The organism is Streptomyces sp. NPDC001270 (assembly GCF_042896695.1).
Classification (GTDB): Bacteria; Actinomycetota; Actinomycetes; order Streptomycetales; family Streptomycetaceae; genus Streptomyces.
This window is the reverse complement of the sequence record NZ_JBIAXM010000002.1, coordinates 40,253-56,144: the sequence shown is the minus strand read 5'-3', so window position 1 is coordinate 56,144 and position 15,892 is coordinate 40,253. Positions and strand designations below refer to the sequence as shown.

16 protein-coding genes and 1 riboswitch are annotated in these 15,892 nt (G+C 70.3%); of the genes, 9 read left to right on the top strand and 7 right to left on the bottom strand.

What is annotated here, in order from left to right:
• Window position 1 precedes the first annotated feature (1 nt).
• Both ACFY2B_RS04190 and ACFY2B_RS04185 read right to left on the bottom strand, forming a co-directional pair.
• Window positions 2–877: a carbohydrate ABC transporter permease gene (locus tag ACFY2B_RS04190; protein ID WP_390761593.1), complete on the bottom strand. Its 876-nt coding sequence runs from the start codon at window positions 875–877 to the stop codon at window positions 2–4.
• Between the two features lie 2 nt (window positions 878–879).
• Entirely contained in the window at window positions 880–2,211 is a 1,332-nt protein-coding gene (locus tag ACFY2B_RS04185; protein WP_390761592.1) for an ABC transporter substrate-binding protein, read from the bottom strand.
• A 110-nt stretch (window positions 2,212–2,321) separates the two neighbouring features.
• Here ACFY2B_RS04185 and ACFY2B_RS04180 point away from each other — a divergent pair, with 110 nt between their 5' ends.
• On the top strand, window positions 2,322–3,365 hold the full coding sequence (locus ACFY2B_RS04180; protein ID WP_390761591.1) for a LacI family DNA-binding transcriptional regulator: 1,044 nt from the start codon (window positions 2,322–2,324) through the stop codon (window positions 3,363–3,365).
• A 263-nt stretch (window positions 3,366–3,628) separates the two neighbouring features.
• On the opposite strand, the gene ACFY2B_RS04175 is transcribed toward ACFY2B_RS04180, so the two are convergent.
• Complete coding sequence (locus tag ACFY2B_RS04175; RefSeq protein ID WP_390761590.1) at window positions 3,629–4,495, bottom strand: bifunctional 5,10-methylenetetrahydrofolate dehydrogenase/5,10-methenyltetrahydrofolate cyclohydrolase; 867 nt, start codon at window positions 4,493–4,495, stop codon at window positions 3,629–3,631.
• Window positions 4,496–4,516: 21 nt separating this feature from the next.
• Window positions 4,517–4,602: riboswitch (ZMP/ZTP riboswitch) on the bottom strand.
• 558 nt (window positions 4,603–5,160) lie between these two features.
• On the opposite strand from ACFY2B_RS04175, the gene ACFY2B_RS04170 reads away from it, so the two are divergent.
• The 3 genes from ACFY2B_RS04170 (at window position 5,161) to ACFY2B_RS04160 (ending at window position 7,526) form a co-directional block, all read left to right on the top strand.
• Window positions 5,161–6,159: an ATP-binding cassette domain-containing protein gene (locus ACFY2B_RS04170; protein WP_390761589.1), complete on the top strand. Its 999-nt coding sequence runs from the start codon at window positions 5,161–5,163 to the stop codon at window positions 6,157–6,159.
• Entirely contained in the window at window positions 6,156–6,947 is a 792-nt protein-coding gene (locus ACFY2B_RS04165; protein WP_390761588.1) for an ABC transporter permease, read from the top strand. Before ACFY2B_RS04170 ends, ACFY2B_RS04165 begins: the two co-directional genes overlap by 4 nt.
• Window positions 6,948–7,232: 285 nt before the next feature.
• Window positions 7,233–7,526 (top strand): hypothetical protein, encoded by a 294-nt coding sequence (locus tag ACFY2B_RS04160; protein ID WP_390761587.1) that lies wholly within the window; start codon window positions 7,233–7,235, stop codon window positions 7,524–7,526.
• Between the two features lie 20 nt (window positions 7,527–7,546).
• On the opposite strand, the gene ACFY2B_RS04155 is transcribed toward ACFY2B_RS04160, so the two are convergent.
• Window positions 7,547–8,098 (bottom strand): hypothetical protein, encoded by a 552-nt coding sequence (locus ACFY2B_RS04155; protein WP_390761586.1) that lies wholly within the window; start codon window positions 8,096–8,098, stop codon window positions 7,547–7,549.
• 39 nt (window positions 8,099–8,137) lie between these two features.
• Here ACFY2B_RS04155 and ACFY2B_RS04150 point away from each other — a divergent pair, with 39 nt between their 5' ends.
• On the top strand, window positions 8,138–8,491 hold the full coding sequence (locus ACFY2B_RS04150) for a Tm-1-like ATP-binding domain-containing protein (RefSeq protein ID WP_390761585.1): 354 nt from the start codon (window positions 8,138–8,140) through the stop codon (window positions 8,489–8,491).
• Entirely contained in the window at window positions 8,454–10,034 is a 1,581-nt protein-coding gene (locus ACFY2B_RS04145) for a Tm-1-like ATP-binding domain-containing protein (protein ID WP_390761584.1), read from the top strand. Before ACFY2B_RS04150 ends, ACFY2B_RS04145 begins: the two co-directional genes overlap by 38 nt.
• A gap of 128 nt (window positions 10,035–10,162) precedes the next feature.
• On the opposite strand, the gene ACFY2B_RS04140 is transcribed toward ACFY2B_RS04145, so the two are convergent.
• Complete coding sequence (locus ACFY2B_RS04140) at window positions 10,163–10,972, bottom strand: VOC family protein (RefSeq protein WP_390761583.1); 810 nt, start codon at window positions 10,970–10,972, stop codon at window positions 10,163–10,165.
• A 528-nt stretch (window positions 10,973–11,500) separates the two neighbouring features.
• Here ACFY2B_RS04140 and ACFY2B_RS04135 point away from each other — a divergent pair.
• Window positions 11,501–11,704 (top strand): cold-shock protein, encoded by a 204-nt coding sequence (locus ACFY2B_RS04135; protein ID WP_007502648.1) that lies wholly within the window; start codon window positions 11,501–11,503, stop codon window positions 11,702–11,704.
• An 88-nt stretch (window positions 11,705–11,792) separates the two neighbouring features.
• Complete coding sequence (locus ACFY2B_RS04130) at window positions 11,793–13,457, top strand: DEAD/DEAH box helicase (protein ID WP_390761582.1); 1,665 nt, start codon at window positions 11,793–11,795, stop codon at window positions 13,455–13,457.
• A gap of 255 nt (window positions 13,458–13,712) precedes the next feature.
• Here ACFY2B_RS04130 and ACFY2B_RS04125 read toward each other — a convergent pair whose 3' ends face one another.
• A complete protein-coding gene (locus ACFY2B_RS04125) occupies window positions 13,713–14,234 on the bottom strand; it encodes a PucR family transcriptional regulator (protein WP_390761581.1) in 522 nt (173 codons plus the stop codon).
• Between the two features lie 250 nt (window positions 14,235–14,484).
• Between ACFY2B_RS04125 and ACFY2B_RS04120 the strand changes: the two genes are divergently transcribed.
• A complete protein-coding gene (locus tag ACFY2B_RS04120; RefSeq protein ID WP_390761580.1) occupies window positions 14,485–14,853 on the top strand; it encodes a hypothetical protein in 369 nt (122 codons plus the stop codon).
• 107 nt (window positions 14,854–14,960) lie between these two features.
• Here the strand turns inward: ACFY2B_RS04120 and ACFY2B_RS04115 are convergent, their stop codons facing one another.
• Entirely contained in the window at window positions 14,961–15,890 is a 930-nt protein-coding gene (locus ACFY2B_RS04115; protein WP_390761579.1) for an NADP-dependent oxidoreductase, read from the bottom strand.
• Window positions 15,891–15,892: the final 2 nt, after the last annotated feature.

The window sequence follows — 15,892 nt, the reverse complement described above, 5'->3', positions numbered from 1 at the left end:
GTCACATCCCTTCCCGGGTACTGCGCATCGTGCCGAAGCCGGACACCCGCACGAGCAGCAGGGACAGTGCCGTGGCGGCCATCACGAGGAACGTCGCGACGGCGCTCGCGTAGCCGAAGTCGTAGCTCTTGAAGCCGGCCTCGTACATCAGGTACGGCAGGATCGCCGTGTCGGTGCCGGGCCCGCCCTGGGTGAGGATCAGCACGGTCTCGAAGTACGTCAGCGAGCCGACCACCATCAGCACCCCGGACATGGTGGCCGTGTTCCGCAGCTGGGGCAGCGTGATCGAGAAGAACTGGCGGAAGCGGCCGGCGCCGTCGATCGCCGCGGCCTGGTACAGCACCTCGGGGATCTGCCGCGCCCCGCCCTGGTAGATCAGGGTGTGGAACGGGATGAACTGCCAGCCGCCGACGAACACGATGGCCCAGAACGCGCCGCTGGTGGAGCCCAGGGTGTCCTGGCGGACGAGGCCGAAGTTCGGGTCGAGCAGGGCGTAGAAGAGCAGCGAGATCGCGGTCGAGGAGAGCAGGAACGGCACGAAGAAGACCGCTGACAGGACCGCACGGTTGCGCTGGCGGCCCGCCGCCCAGACACCCAGCAGCAGTGCGGCGACCGTCTGGAAGGCCCAGCTCGCCAGGGTGAGCAGGACGGTGACCGTCAGGGACTGGGTGAGGCGATCGTCGCGAAGCAGCTTGCGCCAGTTGGCGAGGCCCGCCGGCCGCGGGTCGCCCAGGCCGTTCCAGGTGGTGAAGGACAGGTAGCAGGCCAGCACCATGGGGACGAGGGCGAAGAACGCGAAGAACAGCACTCCGGGCAGGGCCCAGGAGGCGTGCGGACGGCCCGCCCGGGTCCGCGGGCCGTCCTTGGCCGCGCTCATGCTCACTTGAGCCCCTTCAGCGCCGACACGAACTGGGCCGGCGAGGACTTCCCGACGAACAGCTTGTCGATCTCGGTGAGCATGGGCGTGGAGACGTTCGGGTCCACGGCCTGGTCCCAGCTCAGCGTGAACGCCGGGGCCTGCTGCACCATCCGGTACTGGAACGTGGCGAACTCCGGGTTCGGCGAGGCGCCCAGCAGCTTCTCCGCGTTCGACGTGGTGGGGATGTCGCCGTTGGCCACCAGGTCCTTGGCGTACGTCTGAGAGGCGCAGCCGCGCAGGAACGCGATCGCGGCGTCCCTGTCGGACGTACGGGCGTTCACGGACCAGTAGTTGGTGGGGTTGCCGACGACGTTGCGGATGTCGCCCGCGCCGCCCTCGATCTTCGGGAAGGCGAACCAGCCCAGGTCCTTCCTGGCGAAGTCAGGGAACTTGCCGAGCTGCGTCGAGTACTCCCACGAGCCCATCAGGTGCATCGCCGCCCTGCCCTTGGCGAAGACCGCGGGCGCGCCGCCGTTGGTGTACGCCACCGAGCTGAAGCCCGTGCCGAAGGCCCCGTCGTCGATGAGCTGCTTGACGGTCTCGGCGGCCTTGAGGACGGCCGGGTCGCCCCAGCCGGCCGACTCGCCGTTCTTGACGCGCTCGAAGACCTCGGGGCCACCGATGCGGTCCACCAGGTATTCCAGCCACATCAGCTCGGGCCAGATGTCCGCGCCGCCCAGCGCGAACGGGGTGATCCCGGCCTTCTTCAGCTTGGCGTTGTTGTCGAGCAACTGGTCCCAGGTGGTGGGCGGCTGGAGCTTCTGCTCGGCGAAGACGGCCTTGTTGTAGAAGAGGATCACGGGCTGCATGCCGCGCATGGGTATGCCGTAGTCGCGCCCGCTCAGGCCGCCGGCCGCCAGGACCGAGGGGAGGAAGCCGTCCTTGAGGACCGGGTCGGACTTGATGGTGTCGGTCAGGTCGACCAGTTGGCCGGCGTCCTCGTACGCCTTGATTGAGCCGCCGCCCCAGTTGAAGAACACGTCGGGAGCGTGGGGCGAGCCCATCGCGGTGCGCAGCTTGGCCGGATAGTCGGAGCCGGGCACCTTCTCCAGTTTGATCCGGCCCTTGGTCTGCCCGGCCGCCGCGGACGCGTTGAACCGGTCGACGGCCGCGGCCTGTACCTTCGCCGCGTCGTCGCCGTACACGAACGCGGTGAGCGTGCCGCCGCCACTGCCGGATCCGCCCGAGGAGCCGCAGGCCGAGAGCCCGGCGGAGAGCAGGGTGGTGGCACCGGCGCCGAGCACCCAGCGCCTGCTGAAGGTACGCCCGCCGTCGGACGTCTGGGACTCCATGACAGCACCTCTCTCATTCGAATGTTTCGATCGATACTTCGAATGTTCCGGGAACGTATGGCCCGGCAGGGGCTTCGTCAAGGGGTTGCGCAGGGATTACGATCGCGGGCATGAAGCCTGCAAAGTCCGCAGAAACGCAGACGGCGACGCTCGCCGAGATCGCTCGCGAGGCCGGGGTGTCGGCTCCGACTGTTTCGAAGGTCCTCAATGGCCGCACGGACGTCGCCCCGGCGACCCGCACCCGGGTCGAGGATCTGCTGCGCGCCCACGGCTACCGCCGGCGCCGGACCGAGGCTTCCCGTTCACCCCTGATCGACCTGGTCTTCCACGAACTGGAGAGCGCCTGGGCCATGGAGGTCATCCGGGGCGTGGAGCACGTGGCCAGGGACGCGGGCCTGAGCGTCGTGCTCTCCGAGTCCGCCGGGCGGCTCACCCCGGGCCGGACCTGGGCCGACCAGGTCGCCGCCCGCCGCCCGCACGGCGTGATCCTCGTGCTGTCCGGGCTCGACGAGTCGCAGCGGGCGCTGCTCACCAGCCGCTCGATCCCGTTCGTGGTGATGGACCCGGCGGGCGATCCGGGCGCGGACGTGCCGTCGATCGGCGCGACCAACTGGCAGGGCGGCCTCGCCGCCACCCGGCACCTGGTGGAGCTTGGCCACACCCGGATCGGCGCGATCAGCGGGCCGTCCCGGATGATGTGCAGCCGGGCCAGGGTCGACGGCTACCGGGCCGCGCTGGAGACCGCCGGGCTGCCGGTCGACTCCTCACTGATCGCCACCGGCGACTTCCACCACGAGGCCGGTTACCGGCTCGGCCTGGAGTTGCTGCGCCGCCCGGACCGGCCGACCGCCGTGTTCGCCGGCAACGACCTCCAGGCACTCGGACTGTACGAGGCCGCAAGGGAGTTGGGCCTGCGCATCCCGGAGGACCTGAGCGTGGTCGGCTTCGACGACCTGCCGGTGGCCCGCTGGGTGGGCCCACCGCTGACGACGGTCCGTCAGCCCCTGACGGAAATGGCCGAGGCGGCGGCCAAGCTGGTCCTGGACCTGGGCCGGGAGGAGGAGACCCCCGTGGCGACCCGAGTGGAACTGGCCACCACGCTGGTGGTCCGGACCAGCACGGCGGCACCTGCGGCACCGGCGGCGGCTCGGTAGCGGGAGCGACTCGTGACCGGGGGTGGAGGTGGGGGTCCGGGTGGAGGTACGGGTGTGAACGGAGGCGCGGCGGCGGGTGCGGGTGCGGGGGTGGTGCCGCAGGGACGGGTGTACTTCCGCCCGCACACTGCTCCCAAGCCGGTCGGCTACCTGCCTCCGAAGCCGACGGCAAGCTACTCCGAAGCCGACGGCAACCTACTCCGAAGCCGGTCGGCTATCGAATCGAAACTTTCGGAGGCCCAAGAGCTGCTGGAAAGCAGCCATCAACGGTGCTGAATGCCCAACTGCTTCGCGGCTGCTTCCACGGTCTGTGCGAGCAGGACGGCGATGGTCATCGGCCCGACGCCGCCGGGCACCGGAGTGATCAGACGGGCCCGGGTGAGGGCGCTGTCGAAGTCCACGTCGCCGACGTTGCCCGGGTTGTAACCGGCGTCGACCACCACGGCGCCGGGCTTGATGTCCTCTCCCCGGATCAGCCGGGGCCGTCCCACCGCCGCTACGACAATGTCCGCCTCCCGGACGATCGACGACAGGTCTGCCGTGCGGGAGTGGCAGTACGTCACTGTTGCGTCCTCGGCGAGCAGGAGCATGCCCACCGGTTTGCCGAGAATCGCGCTGCGACCCACCACGACAGCGTGCTTGCCGGCGAGTTCGACGTCGTACGCCTGAAGCAGACGCATGATCCCGCCCGGAGTGCAGGACACGAAACCCGGCAGCGCGAAGCCCATCGCGGCGAAGGAATGCATCGTGACCCCGTCGACGTCCTTCTCCGGGGCGATGGCCTCGAACGCCGCTCGCTCGTCGATGTGCGGGCCGCAGGGATGCTGGAGCAGGATGCCGTGCACTTCCGGGTCGCCCGACAGGCCGGTGAGGGTATCGATCAGTTCGGCGGTCGTGGTCGTGGCGGGCAGAGCGATGTGCCGGGACCGGATGCCTGCCTTCGCGCACCGTGCCTGTTTCATACGGACATAGGTGACCGACGCGGGGTCCTCTCCCACCAGCACCGTCGCCAGACAGGGACTGGTCCCCGTACGCCGTGAGATCTCGGCCGCCCCGGCAGCAGCCTCTTCGACGATGCGTCTGGCGAGGCTGGTGCCGTTCATGAGGTGGGCCGTACGAGTGCGGGACATGGTGCCCTCCAGGCGTTGCTGACGGCTCGCCCAGGCGCACGGCATCGACTCCTCGTCAGACCGCTCCCCGGTGGTACTCCACCTCAGCGCCAGTCACGGCCCACGTGCACTGTAATAGATGCCCGCGATGGTGGCGGGGTGGGCCGGTGATGTCCTGTGGCCCTGCATGGCGCCACATGGCACTGATGGTGGTGCCACCGGTGTCGTCCGGCCCCGACCTGTGATCTCCCGGATGTGTCGGTGTGCGGGATACGGCAATCGACCAGGGCGTTTCCTCCTCGCAGCGGCTGAGATGCGATCTTTCGGTGAGCCCACTGCGCGTGCGGCGCCATCTGGGGCTTGCCGATGGCACCATTGTGGTGCCATGATGACGCCATGAACCTCACTCCGTGTGTCGACACCTTGCGCCGGGAACTTGCGGTGGCCGCCGGGGCCGGTGGGGAGGATGCCCCCGCGACCCGGACAAGGACCAGGACGTACGTGCCGCCGAACAGGCCGGGGTCACCTACGTCAACGGCACCCTGACCATCAGGACCCGCAGACAGCGCTACGTCATCGCCCGCACCGGCGCCGCCGACGTGAGTGTCACGCTCCCCACCGGCCCACACCGGCCGTACCAAGTCATTTCAGTCTTCGAATGGGAGGGCTTCATGCCTTCTTCTGTCATGCCCACATCCAGGCAGGGTGACGGTCACTCGTCACCGGCCGCCGTCTCCGCCGTCGCGCTGCGCAAGTCGTACGGCGACAAGACCGTCCTCGACGGCATCGACCTGCGCATCCCGGCCGGGTCCGTGTTCGCACTGCTCGGACCCAACGGCGCGGGCAAGACCACCGCCGTCAAGATCCTCTCCACGCTCATCACCGCGGACGGCGGCCAGGCCCAGGTCGCGGGCCACGACCTCACCACCGAACCCCAGGCCGTACGCGCCGCCATCGGCGTCACCGGACAGTTCTCAGCCGTCGACGGCCTGATCACCGGCGAGGAGAACATGCTCCTCATGGCCGACCTGCACCACCTCCCCAAACGCGAGGGACGGCGGATCACCACCGAACTCCTGCAACGCTTCGACCTGACGGAAGCCGCGAAGAAACCCGCCTCCACCTACTCCGGCGGCATGAAACGCCGCCTCGACATCGCCATGACCCTCGTCGGCAGCCCCCGCATCATCTTCCTCGACGAACCCACCACCGGCCTCGACCCCCGCTCCCGCCACACCATGTGGCAGATCATCCGCGAACTCGTCTCCGACGGCGCCACCGTCCTCCTCACCACCCAATACCTCGAAGAGGCCGACGAACTCGCCGACCGCATCGCCGTACTGAACAACGGCCACATCGCCGCCGAAGGCACTCCCGACGAACTCAAACGCCTCATCCCCGGCGGCCACATACGACTCCGCTTCACCCACCCCACCGCCTACCACAACGCCGCCGCCGCACTCCACGACGCCACCGGCAACGACGACGCACTCACCCTCCAGATCCCCAGCGACGGCAGCCAACGCGACCTGCGCACCATCCTCGACCGGCTCGACACAGCCGGCATCGAAGCCGACGAACTCACCGTCCACACCCCCGACCTCGACGACGTCTTCTTCGCCCTCACCACCAACACCACCGCCACCACCGCCATCCCCCACCAGCCCCAGGAGAATGTCCGATGAGCACCCCCGCCCTCGCTGTGCGCGACTCGGCCACCATGCTGCGCCGCAACCTGCTGCACGCGCGCCGCTACCCCTCCTTGACACTGAACCTGCTGCTCACCCCCGTCATGCTCCTCCTGCTGTTCGTCTACATCTTCGGCGACGTGATGAGTGCCGGTATCGGACACGGCACGGCGGACCGCTCCACCTACCTCGCCTACCTCGTCCCCGGCATCCTGATGCTCACCATCGCCTTCTCCGCGATCGGCAGCGCCGTCTCCGTCGCGATGGACATGACCGAGGGCATCATCGCCCGCTTCCGCACGATGGCGATCCACCGCGGATCCGTACTGATCGGACACGTCGTCGGCAGCGTGTTGCAGTGCATGATGAGCGTGGTCCTCGTCGGCGCCGTCGCGGTGGCCATCGGCTTCCGGGCCACCGACGCCACCCCCCTGGAATGGTTCGCCGCCCTTGGCCTGGTCGCCCTGGTCTCCCTCGCGCTCACCTGGACCGCCGCCGGACTGGGCCTGTCCAGCCCGAACCCCGAGGCCGCCAGCAACAACGCCCTGCCTCTGATGGTCCTGCCCCTCCTGTCCAGCGCGTTCGTACCCGTCGACGCAATGCCGGGCTGGTTCAAACCGATCGCCGAATACCAGCCGTTCACCCCCGCCATCGAAACCCTCCGCGGACTACTCCTCGGCACCCCCATCGGCACCAACGGCTGGCTCGCCGTCGCCTGGTGCGTCGGCCTGACCACCCTCGGCTACACCTGGTCCAAGTCACTCTTCACCCGCGACCCGAAATAACCGCAAACACGACCGGCCCCCATCGTGAGGGTGGCGTCCGCAGTTCGTCCCGCTGCGGGGCGGCGTACTCCGACACTGGGTCGGTGTGTGCCGCCCCGCCCACGTTCTCGGCCGGGCCGTCGGCGCGTCCGGCGTCGCGGCAGGGGGCCGCCCCGACCCCGCCGGAATGGCTGGTTTCCGCCGCCGGGCGATCCGTCGGCCGGTTACTCCTGAACTTTCTCGGGGGTAAATTCGTTGCTGGCAGCCGCCATTGTGGTTCATTGGGCGGCCTGCTTCACTGCATGCATGACCAAGCGAATAGCGAAAGCGTCCGTAGGGATTCTGATGGCGGTGGTTTCGGCTACCGGTATTCTCACCGCAGGCGCCGGAACCGCTTCGGCAGCCACCCTCCAGAATACTTTGGAAGGTTCGTACTACGGCACCCCATGGCTTACGCCGTACATGGAATGCCACAACGAAGAACTCGACCGCAACAAAAAGACGTACGGGAATGAAGCCGGCGGGGGCAACGAATACTTCTACTGTGCACTGGGAGACCGTGGATTGGCCTACAACTTGTGGTGGCGGCACTACGTCTGACGGAAAAGCACGTCAGTCGGTCACGCAGGTCGGTTCGGCAACGCTCGCGGGGCCCGCCGTGCAGGTCGGGTTCCGCTGTTTTCGTGAGCAATCCGGTGGTGGTCGGTCGGCACGACAAGGTCGGCGATGACCTGAGCCGCGCCGGCGAACCGGCCCTGCGGGTGCCACACGGGCAGCCGTACGAAGGTGCGGTGCCCACCGTGCGGAGAGAACGCCGGGCCCGCGGCGAGCCGGATTCCGCGTGCCAGGGCACGCTGCGCGAGGGCCACCGCGACCTGGCCGGTGCCGGTCCACAGGCCCGAACCGCCCACGGGGGCGCCCCAACCCCAGTGGGGCAACACCGTACGGAGGACCTCTCCGGTGACCGCGAACCGCTGTGCCAGGAACTCGCGGCGCACCTCCTGCTGCCGGTCCGCGCACGGCAGCAGTTGCAACGCGGCCAACTGGTCCGCGACCGGGCCGCCGAGGTCGATGGCGCCGCGCAGCGCCGCGAGCCGTCCGATGATCTCCCGGGGCCTCCGTATCCACCCGACTCGGAGCCCGCCCCAGAACAGCGTCGACAATGTGCCCACGATCAGCAGCACCTGGTCCGCGCGCGTCGGCAGACCCCGTTGCGTGACGCGGGCGGCGAGCGCGGCCCGCGGCGGGACGCACACGGGGCGAGCACCGTCACCATCGACGTCGGTCTGTTCTCGACTGCGGACGCGGACGTCGGCGCTGCGGAGGTCGCCGGGGCCGGGCACGCCGATCTCGCGGCGCTGCGGGCGGCACGCGACCGGGGCGCGGCCATGGAGGCGATGGCGTCGGGCGCCGCGTCGGTCGCCCTCGCGCTGCATGCGGAGGGCCGGCTCGACGGGGTGCTTGCCGTCGGCGGATCCGGTGGCTCGTCGGTCGCGTCCCGCGCGATGCGGGCCCTGCCGCTCGGGGGTGCCGAAACTGCTGGTCTCCACGATGGCCTCGGGTGATGTCTCGCTCTACGTCGGTGAGAGCGACGTGACGCTCATGCACTCGGTCGTCGACGTCGCCGGGATCAACTCCGTCTCCGAGCAGGTCTTCGGCAACGCCGCCGCGGCGATCGCCGCGCAGCAGAAGGCCCGTCGCACCGCACCGGCCGGCGAGCGGCGGCCCCTGGTCGGTCTGACGATGTTCGGCCTGACCACACCGGCCGCCGACGAGGCACGGGCGGAGCTGGTCGGCCTCGGTTACGAACCGCTCGTCTTCCACGCCACCGGTGCCGGCGGATCGTCGTCCGGCCCTGAACGCGTCCACGGGCGAGGAACCCGCGCGCTCGACCTTCGACACCGGCCGGCGGCAACTGTGTGTCGTCGCGATCTACACGGCGGGCGGCGTCGTGCAGGTACTGCGGAAGGCGCCCGACTACGCCGAGCCGGCTCCCGGCGCCCTGCCGGTCTGGCAGCGGGCACACTGAACGCGCCAACTCACCACAACTCGACACAGTTCACCAAGTCCCGTACTCGCGACCGTACGACCCGGTACGACCCGACAGCCGTACGACCCCACGACCGTACGAACTCACGACCTCACGGAGAACAGAGCATGCGCATGCGAGCCGTCGTCCAGGACCGTTTCGGAGACCGGGGCGTGCTCCGTCTCGCCGAGGTGGAACGGCCCGAGCCCATCCCGACCGAAGTCCTGGTACGGGTGCACGCGGCGGGGGTCAACCCGGTGGACGTCAAGACCCGGCAGGGCCAGGGCATGGCCGGGATCGTCGGGGAGCCGCCGTTCATCCTGGGCTGGGACGTGTCCGGCGTCGTGGCGGAGACCGGTTTCGGCGTGACCACGCTGCGCCCCGGCGACGAGGTGTACGGGATGCCGCGCTTCCCGCACCAGGGCGGCGGCCTCGCGGAGTACGTGACCGCCCCGTCCCGGCACTTCGCCCGCAAGCCGGCCGGGCTCTCGCACACCGAGGCCGCGGCGCTGCCGCTGGCCGGGCTGACGGCCTGGCAGATCCTGGTGGACACCGCGGCGCTGGAGCCCGGACAGCGGGTGCTGGTGCACGCCGCGGCAGGCGGCGTCGGCCACCTGGCCGTGCAGATCGCCAAGGCCCGCGGGGCCCATGTGATCGGTACCGCCCGTTCCGCCAAGCACGACTTCCTGCGCGCGCTCGGTGCCGACGAGACGCTCGACTACTCGGCGGTCGCGTTCGAGGACGCCGTACACGACGTCGACCTGGTGGTGGACAACATCGGCGACCCGGAGCACCAGCGGCGTTCCCTGGACGTGCTCCGTCCCGGCGGGCTGCTGATCGCCGTCCCCGACGGCGTCGACCCGGCCGTGGCGGAACAGGCCCGTGCCCGCGGACTGCGGGCCTGCTCGTTCCTGGTGGAGCCCGACCTCGGCGGGCTGGAACAGCTCACCGGCCTGGTCGAGGCCGGGAAGCTGCGGCCCGAGGTGTCGGCGGTGCTGCCGCTCGCCGACGCCGCCAAGGCCCACGAACTCATCGAGTCCGGGCGCACCCAGGGCAAGGTCGTGCTGTCCGTTCACTGAACCGGATCGCGAACCGCCTCCGGCCCCACCGCCGGAGGCGGTTCAACGTCTCGCCGTACCGCCGCGCCAACGCCGGGTCCCGTCAGCCACGCCTTGCCGGGGCGTGTGGCCGGCAAGGACGTACGAGGTCAGCGCGGCCGGCGCGAAGTCACCGTCACCGTGAACTGGGCGCCGTCGGGGTCGCGCAGCACGGCTTCGTGCTCGCTCTCCTTGAGGACGCTGCCGCCGTGCTTCTCCGCGGTCCGGGCGCGTGCCGACACCTCGTCCACAGTGAAGTGGATCTGCCAGTGCGGCCGGACCGAGGGATCGGGCGGCGTCTCCACCGCGCCCGAGTCGATGCGGGCGACGACGATGCCCTGGCTGCGCAGCAGGACCTTGCCTCCCGCGTACTCGATGTCGCAGCAGCCGGGGAGGTCCGAGGCCCAGTCGAGCACCTCGCCGTAGAAGAGGGCGGCGTCGAACGCGTCACGTGTGTGCAGGGTGATGAAAGTGGGTGCCGCCAGCCGCCAGGCCTCCCACTCGGTGACGAGCTGGCCCTGCCAGATCCCGAAGGTGGCCCCGTCGCGGTCCGCGAGGAGCGCCGCGCGTCCGGGCGGGAAGGAGATCGGTCCCACGGCGGCTGTCCCGCCGCGTTCGCGGACGCGGGCGACGGCCACGTCCGCGTCGGTCACCGCGAAGTACGGCGTCCAGGCCACGGCCATGTGCCACAGCGAGGCCACTCCCGCGATCCCCGCGACCGGCACCCCGTCGGCCAGCGCGGTCCGGAAACGGTCGCCCAGCCTGGCTTCGCGCCACTGCCAGCCCAGCACGGCCCCGTAGAAGTCCTGGGTGGCGCTCAGATCGCGGCTGGACAGACTCACCCAGCATGGCGCGCCGAACACGGAACGTGAGAAGACGGCATCGGTCCCATCGGAGGAGTGCGACGTTGAATGGTTCATGGCCCTCGTGCCCTGGTCTCGTACGTCGGCAGCCGCTGCTCTGCCTCCAGTGTCCGGCCAGAGTTCCGTTCCTGCACGTCGCCTGCCCCTGCCCGGCAGCCCGGCGCGGTTCCGGTCCAGACCGGCCAAACCCGGCAGCACGGCCCTCGGTGCGGTCGTGACCGGGGCGAACGAACCCGAAGACCTGTGGTGCTCAGCAGGGAAAGAACCCCCTGCTGCTCACCGTGTGTAGCCGTAGGAGCCAGGCCGTGCGTTACGGCGGCAGCAGGACGGGGGATCTGCCCGTACACGTTCCCCGCGCGGTCCGTGGCTTGAACGGCGTAGTGCGCCTCGACCCCGCCTCCCGCAGGCGCGCTCGATACGGAAAACGGAGGCGCCCCCGACCGCCCAGCTGTGCTAAGGTCTCCTTGTTGCAGTTGTGGTACCCATGAACCTATGTGCGCCTGACGGGAATGTTTATCCATCGGGCGCATTATTTGTTTTCCGGCATCTCCGGATGGGGCCTCTGCCTACAGAACGGAGAAGGTCGTGGCACAGGGAACCGTGAAGTGGTTCAACTCTGAAAAGGGTTTCGGCTTCATCGAGCAGGACGGCGGCGGCCCCGACGTCTTCGCCCACTACTCGAACATCGCGACCCAGGGCTTCCGTGAGCTCCAGGAAGGCCAGCGGGTCTCCTTCGACGTCACGCAGGGCCAGAAGGGCCCGCAGGCGGAGAACATCGTTCCCGCCTGATCGCCGGACGCGTATCCGCTCACCGGGGTCCGCACCGTCATGGTGCGGACCCCGGTTTGTGCTGTTTTCCAGGAAGGCAGACAACTGCATGCCCCGCAGGCCCCAGAAGCCGAACCGGCGCGCCTCGTCAACTCCACCGTCCACGTCGTCGCCAAGGGAGTTCCGGCTGCCGGAAAGCACGACACCCGCGCTACCCGCTGTCGAGGACTTCGCCGGTCTGGACATGCCCGAGGGGCTGTTGAAGACCCTCGCCGCGCAGGGTGTGACCGCCCCTTTCCCCATCCAGGCCGCCACGCTGCCCAACTCGCTGGCCGGCCGGGACCTGCTGGGACGGGGACGCACCGGCTCCGGCAAGACCCTCGCGTTCGGCCTCGCGGTCCTGGCCCGCACGGCCGGACTGCGCGCGGAGCCCAAGGCCCCCCTCGCCCTCGTACTGGTGCCCACCCGTGAACTCGCCCAGCAGGTGGCGGACGCGCTGACCCCGTACGCGACGGCGGTGAACCTCCGGCTGGCCACCGTGGTCGGCGGACTGTCCATCACCAAGCAGGCCGGTGCGCTGCGCCGTGGCGCGGAGGTGGTCGTGGCGAGCCCCGGCAGGCTCAACGACCTCGTGGAACGCGGGGACTGTGTACTCGACCGCGTACGCATCACGGTGCTGGACGAAGCCGACCAGATGACCGACATGGGTTTCCTGCCGCAGATCACCAAGCTGATCGAGCAGGTACGGCCCGACGGCCAGCGCATGCTCTTCTCGGCCACCCTGGACCGCAACATCGACCGCCTGGTGCAGCGGTTCCTGACCGACCCCGTGGTGCACTCCGTGGATCCGTCCAAGGGAGCGGTGACCACCATGGAGCACCACGTGCTCCATGTCCAGGACGAGACCGACAAGAAGGCCGTCACCACGCGCATCGCCGCGCGTGACGGCCGCGTCATCCTGTTCCTCGACACCAAGAGGTCCGCCGACCGGCTCGCCAAGCGGCTGCTGTCCGTCGGTGTCCGCGCGGCGGCACTGCACGGGGGCCGCTCCCAGCCGCAGCGCAACCGCACCCTGGAACAGTTCAAGAACGGCCAGGTCACCGCGCTGGTCGCGACGAACGTCGCGGCCCGGGGCATACACATCGACGACCTCGACCTCGTCGTGAACGTCGATCCCCCTGCCGACCACAAGGACTACCTCCACCGGGGTGGCCGCACGGCCCGCGCCGGCGGCTCCGGCAGCGTGGTCACGCTGGTCCTGCCCGACCAGAAGCGGGACGTCACCCGGCTCATGTCGGACGCGGGCATCCGCCCCCGTACGGCCCGTATCACGTCGGGCGACGGCGAACTGGCCGCCATCACGGGCGCCCGCGAGCCTTCCGGGGTGGCCGTCACCATCGAGGTCCCCCAGCCGGCGACGGAGACGGCTTCCCGCCCGGACCAGAAGACCGGGACCAAGCCCGGCACGCGATCCGGCCGCCGACGCCGGAACGGTGACAGGGCCAAGGCGACGACAACTCCCGCCACCGGGACGAGGGGCCGGAACTCCGATCGTCAGGCGGGATCCGGCCGGGCCGCCGGCGATGCCGTCGGCGCGGGTGGCCGCGGTTCCGACCGTCAGCCCGCGGCCGGTGCGGCGACCGGCGGCGGCTCCCGCAAGGGTGTCCGCGGATCCGGCCGACGAGGCGCGTCCGGCGGAGCCACGGGGGGCGCTGCCGGGACCGGCGGTCGCGGTGCCGACCGCCGGGGTGCCCGCCGCACCTCCGCCGGCTGAGCCGCGGCGGGCAACGTCGGCCCTGGAGAGGTCTGGCCGCAGGGCTGGACCTCGGTGAGGTCGTGGGCCGCGAGCCGGTGCCGGACCCCGCGGGCGGGTGCAGGTCGCCCGGCAGCGGGGTCGGGAGCCGCTTGACCGTGTCACAGCGGCTCGGACGAACAACCCCGCATCATCGCCCCGTTCGCTTCGAACGGGGCGAACTGCTTGCCCTTCGGGCCCCGGCCGAAACAGCCCCGTGCGCACCGAGGCGTACCGTCATCGCCTGAGGTGTGCGTGCAGGGCCATCAGCAGCAGGGCCGACGCACGGGGGTCCGACAGGGACAGCCCGGTCAACTCCTCGATACGGCGCAGCCGGTAGCGCACCGTGTTGCGATGGCAGAACAGCGCGCGGGCGGCCACGCCGGTCGATCCGCCCGCGGCGAACCAGCCGTCCAGGGCACTCAACAGTGTGTCGCGCTCGGCCTCCGGAAGGATCAGGACGCCGTGTAACAGATGTTCGGTCACTTCGATCGCGGTGTCGGGCGCGCTGGCGACCAGCGTGGCCATCGGGTTGTCCGCGAACTGGGCGATTCCCGGTGCGGAGGAGGGCAGCGTGCCGAGCGCGATCAGGGCCTGACGGCGGGCGGCGGGAGCGTCGACGACGTCCCGGAAACGGCGGCTGATCCCGATACGCCACCGGGATGCGGGACGCAGGATCTCTCGCAGCCCGTCGGGGTGCTGCGCCGAGCCGAGATCGGCGACGCAGACGGACACCGGCTGGTTCAGCCGCCACAGCAAGCGGGCCTGCTGGGTCGGGCCGGAGATGAGACGCGATGCGCTGTCCGTAAATCGCTTGTGCCCGCTCCCGCGCTCTGTTGCCTCGGCAGTACGGCGACCGGAAGGTCTCGGCGACCACGGCGGGCGCTTCGGGGAGAGCGATCTGGCCGGCATGGAGGCCGGCGGCCGGTGATGTCAGCCGATGCCGCGTCACGGGGTTGTTCCGGGCGCCCGGGTGGCGCCTCTGCGGCAGGGCCTGTCGCTGATGCCGATGACGGATGAGGTCCTCGACGCCGTCACGGACGGCAGCACCGCGGGGGCCCGGGGGTTTTGGAAGCTGCCAGGAGGCTTCGAGAGGCTGCTCGCCCAGTGGTCGGCCACGGGGCCCGTCGCCTGTGCCGAAGCCGAGTGCTTGGGTGGCGTCGGCGAGCGACGGGCCGCCGTCTGGGTCGACGGGACGCCGGGGGTGGGGCCCTGGGGCGAGCCGGCGAAGACGCGGTTCTGGCGAGCGGTCAGCCCGATCTCGCAGGCCCTTCGGCACCTCGGCGTGAGGCGGAGCCTCGGGGAGGATGAATTCGACGCCGTGGGACTGGGCCGCCATCGCGACAACGACGGCTGGATCTCTTCCAGTACGTCGTGAGCCCGTGCCGGACGGCGGCGACTTCCGGAGTCTGCTCCAGAGCCTCATGGAGCCCGCCCGCGCATTCCCATCGGCCGGGTGGTCCCGGCTGGATCTCTGGAAGGACTTCAGCTTGCCGGGCCGTGCACCTGCGCGGAACCGGTTCGTACGACGATGATCCGGCGCCCGCGTGTGTGACCGGCCTGGCTGTCGATGTGTGCCGCCGCGGCCTCGGCGAGCGTGTACGTCTTCTCGACCGGGAGGCGGAGCTTGCCCTGCGAGATGAGGGCGGCGGCCTCGGCGAGCGCTTCCGGTACGCTCCCGGCCACGCCGGAGAACCGGACACCGAGCTCCGGCGCGCCCAGATCCGCGATGGAGATCACCTTCTGCGGGTCCCCGGTCAGCTCGACGAGTTCGCGGATCACGCCCGAGCCGGCCAGATCGAGAGCCGCGTCGACCTGGCCGAGCCGCCGTACCCGCTCGACCCAGCCCTCGCCGTACGTCGTGGCGACGGCGCCCAGGCCGCGCAGGTAGTCCTGGTTCGCGGCACCGGCCGTGCCGATCACCGTGATGCCGCGTTCGCGGGCGAGTTGCAGTACCACCGACCCGACTCCCCCGGCCGCCCCGCTGGCCAGCAGCGTCTGTCCGGGCCGCACGCCGACCTGGCGGATGATGCGTAGCGCGGTCTCCACCACCGAGGGGTACCCGGCCGCCTCTTCGAACGTCAGGCCCTCCGGCATACGGGCCCAGGCCGACAGCACGGCGAACTCGGCATAGGTGTCCGCGCCTTCGCCGAACACGTGGTCGCCGACCTCGACCCCTTCGACGCCCTCACCCACCTCGTCGACCACGCCGGAGGCGTCCTGCCCGACGCCGGAGGGCAACGCGATCGGATGGGCCTTCAGTTTCTGGCCTTCGCGGATCCTCCAGTCGACGGCGTTCACGCCCGCCGCCCGTACGGCGATGCGTATGTGGCCGGGGCCCGCGTGGGGCTCCTCGGTGTCTTCGAGGCGCAACACGTCAGGACCGCCGAACTCGGCGAAGCTCACTCTCTTCATGC

Excerpts from the sequence above, each read along its gene's own strand:
- ACFY2B_RS04180 (WP_390761591.1), top strand. The coding sequence starts at position 2,322 with ATGAAGCCTGCAAAGTCCGCAGAAACGCAGACGGCGACGCTCGCCGAG.
- ACFY2B_RS04170 (WP_390761589.1), top strand. The coding sequence starts at position 5,161 with ATGCCCACATCCAGGCAGGGTGACGGTCACTCGTCACCGGCCGCCGTC.
- ACFY2B_RS04190 (WP_390761593.1), bottom strand. The coding sequence starts at position 877 with ATGAGCGCGGCCAAGGACGGCCCGCGGACCCGGGCGGGCCGTCCGCAC.
- ACFY2B_RS04165 (WP_390761588.1), top strand. The coding sequence starts at position 6,156 with ATGAGCACCCCCGCCCTCGCTGTGCGCGACTCGGCCACCATGCTGCGC.
- ACFY2B_RS04130 (WP_390761582.1), top strand. The coding sequence starts at position 11,793 with ATGCCCCGCAGGCCCCAGAAGCCGAACCGGCGCGCCTCGTCAACTCCA.
- ACFY2B_RS04175 (WP_390761590.1), bottom strand. The coding sequence starts at position 4,495 with ATGTCCCGCACTCGTACGGCCCACCTCATGAACGGCACCAGCCTCGCC.
- ACFY2B_RS04120 (WP_390761580.1), top strand. The coding sequence starts at position 14,485 with ATGACGGATGAGGTCCTCGACGCCGTCACGGACGGCAGCACCGCGGGG.
- ACFY2B_RS04115 (WP_390761579.1), bottom strand. The coding sequence starts at position 15,890 with ATGAAGAGAGTGAGCTTCGCCGAGTTCGGCGGTCCTGACGTGTTGCGC.
- ACFY2B_RS04140 (WP_390761583.1), bottom strand. The coding sequence starts at position 10,972 with ATGAACCATTCAACGTCGCACTCCTCCGATGGGACCGATGCCGTCTTC.
- ACFY2B_RS04160 (WP_390761587.1), top strand. The coding sequence starts at position 7,233 with ATGACCAAGCGAATAGCGAAAGCGTCCGTAGGGATTCTGATGGCGGTG.
- ACFY2B_RS04185 (WP_390761592.1), bottom strand. The coding sequence starts at position 2,211 with ATGGAGTCCCAGACGTCCGACGGCGGGCGTACCTTCAGCAGGCGCTGG.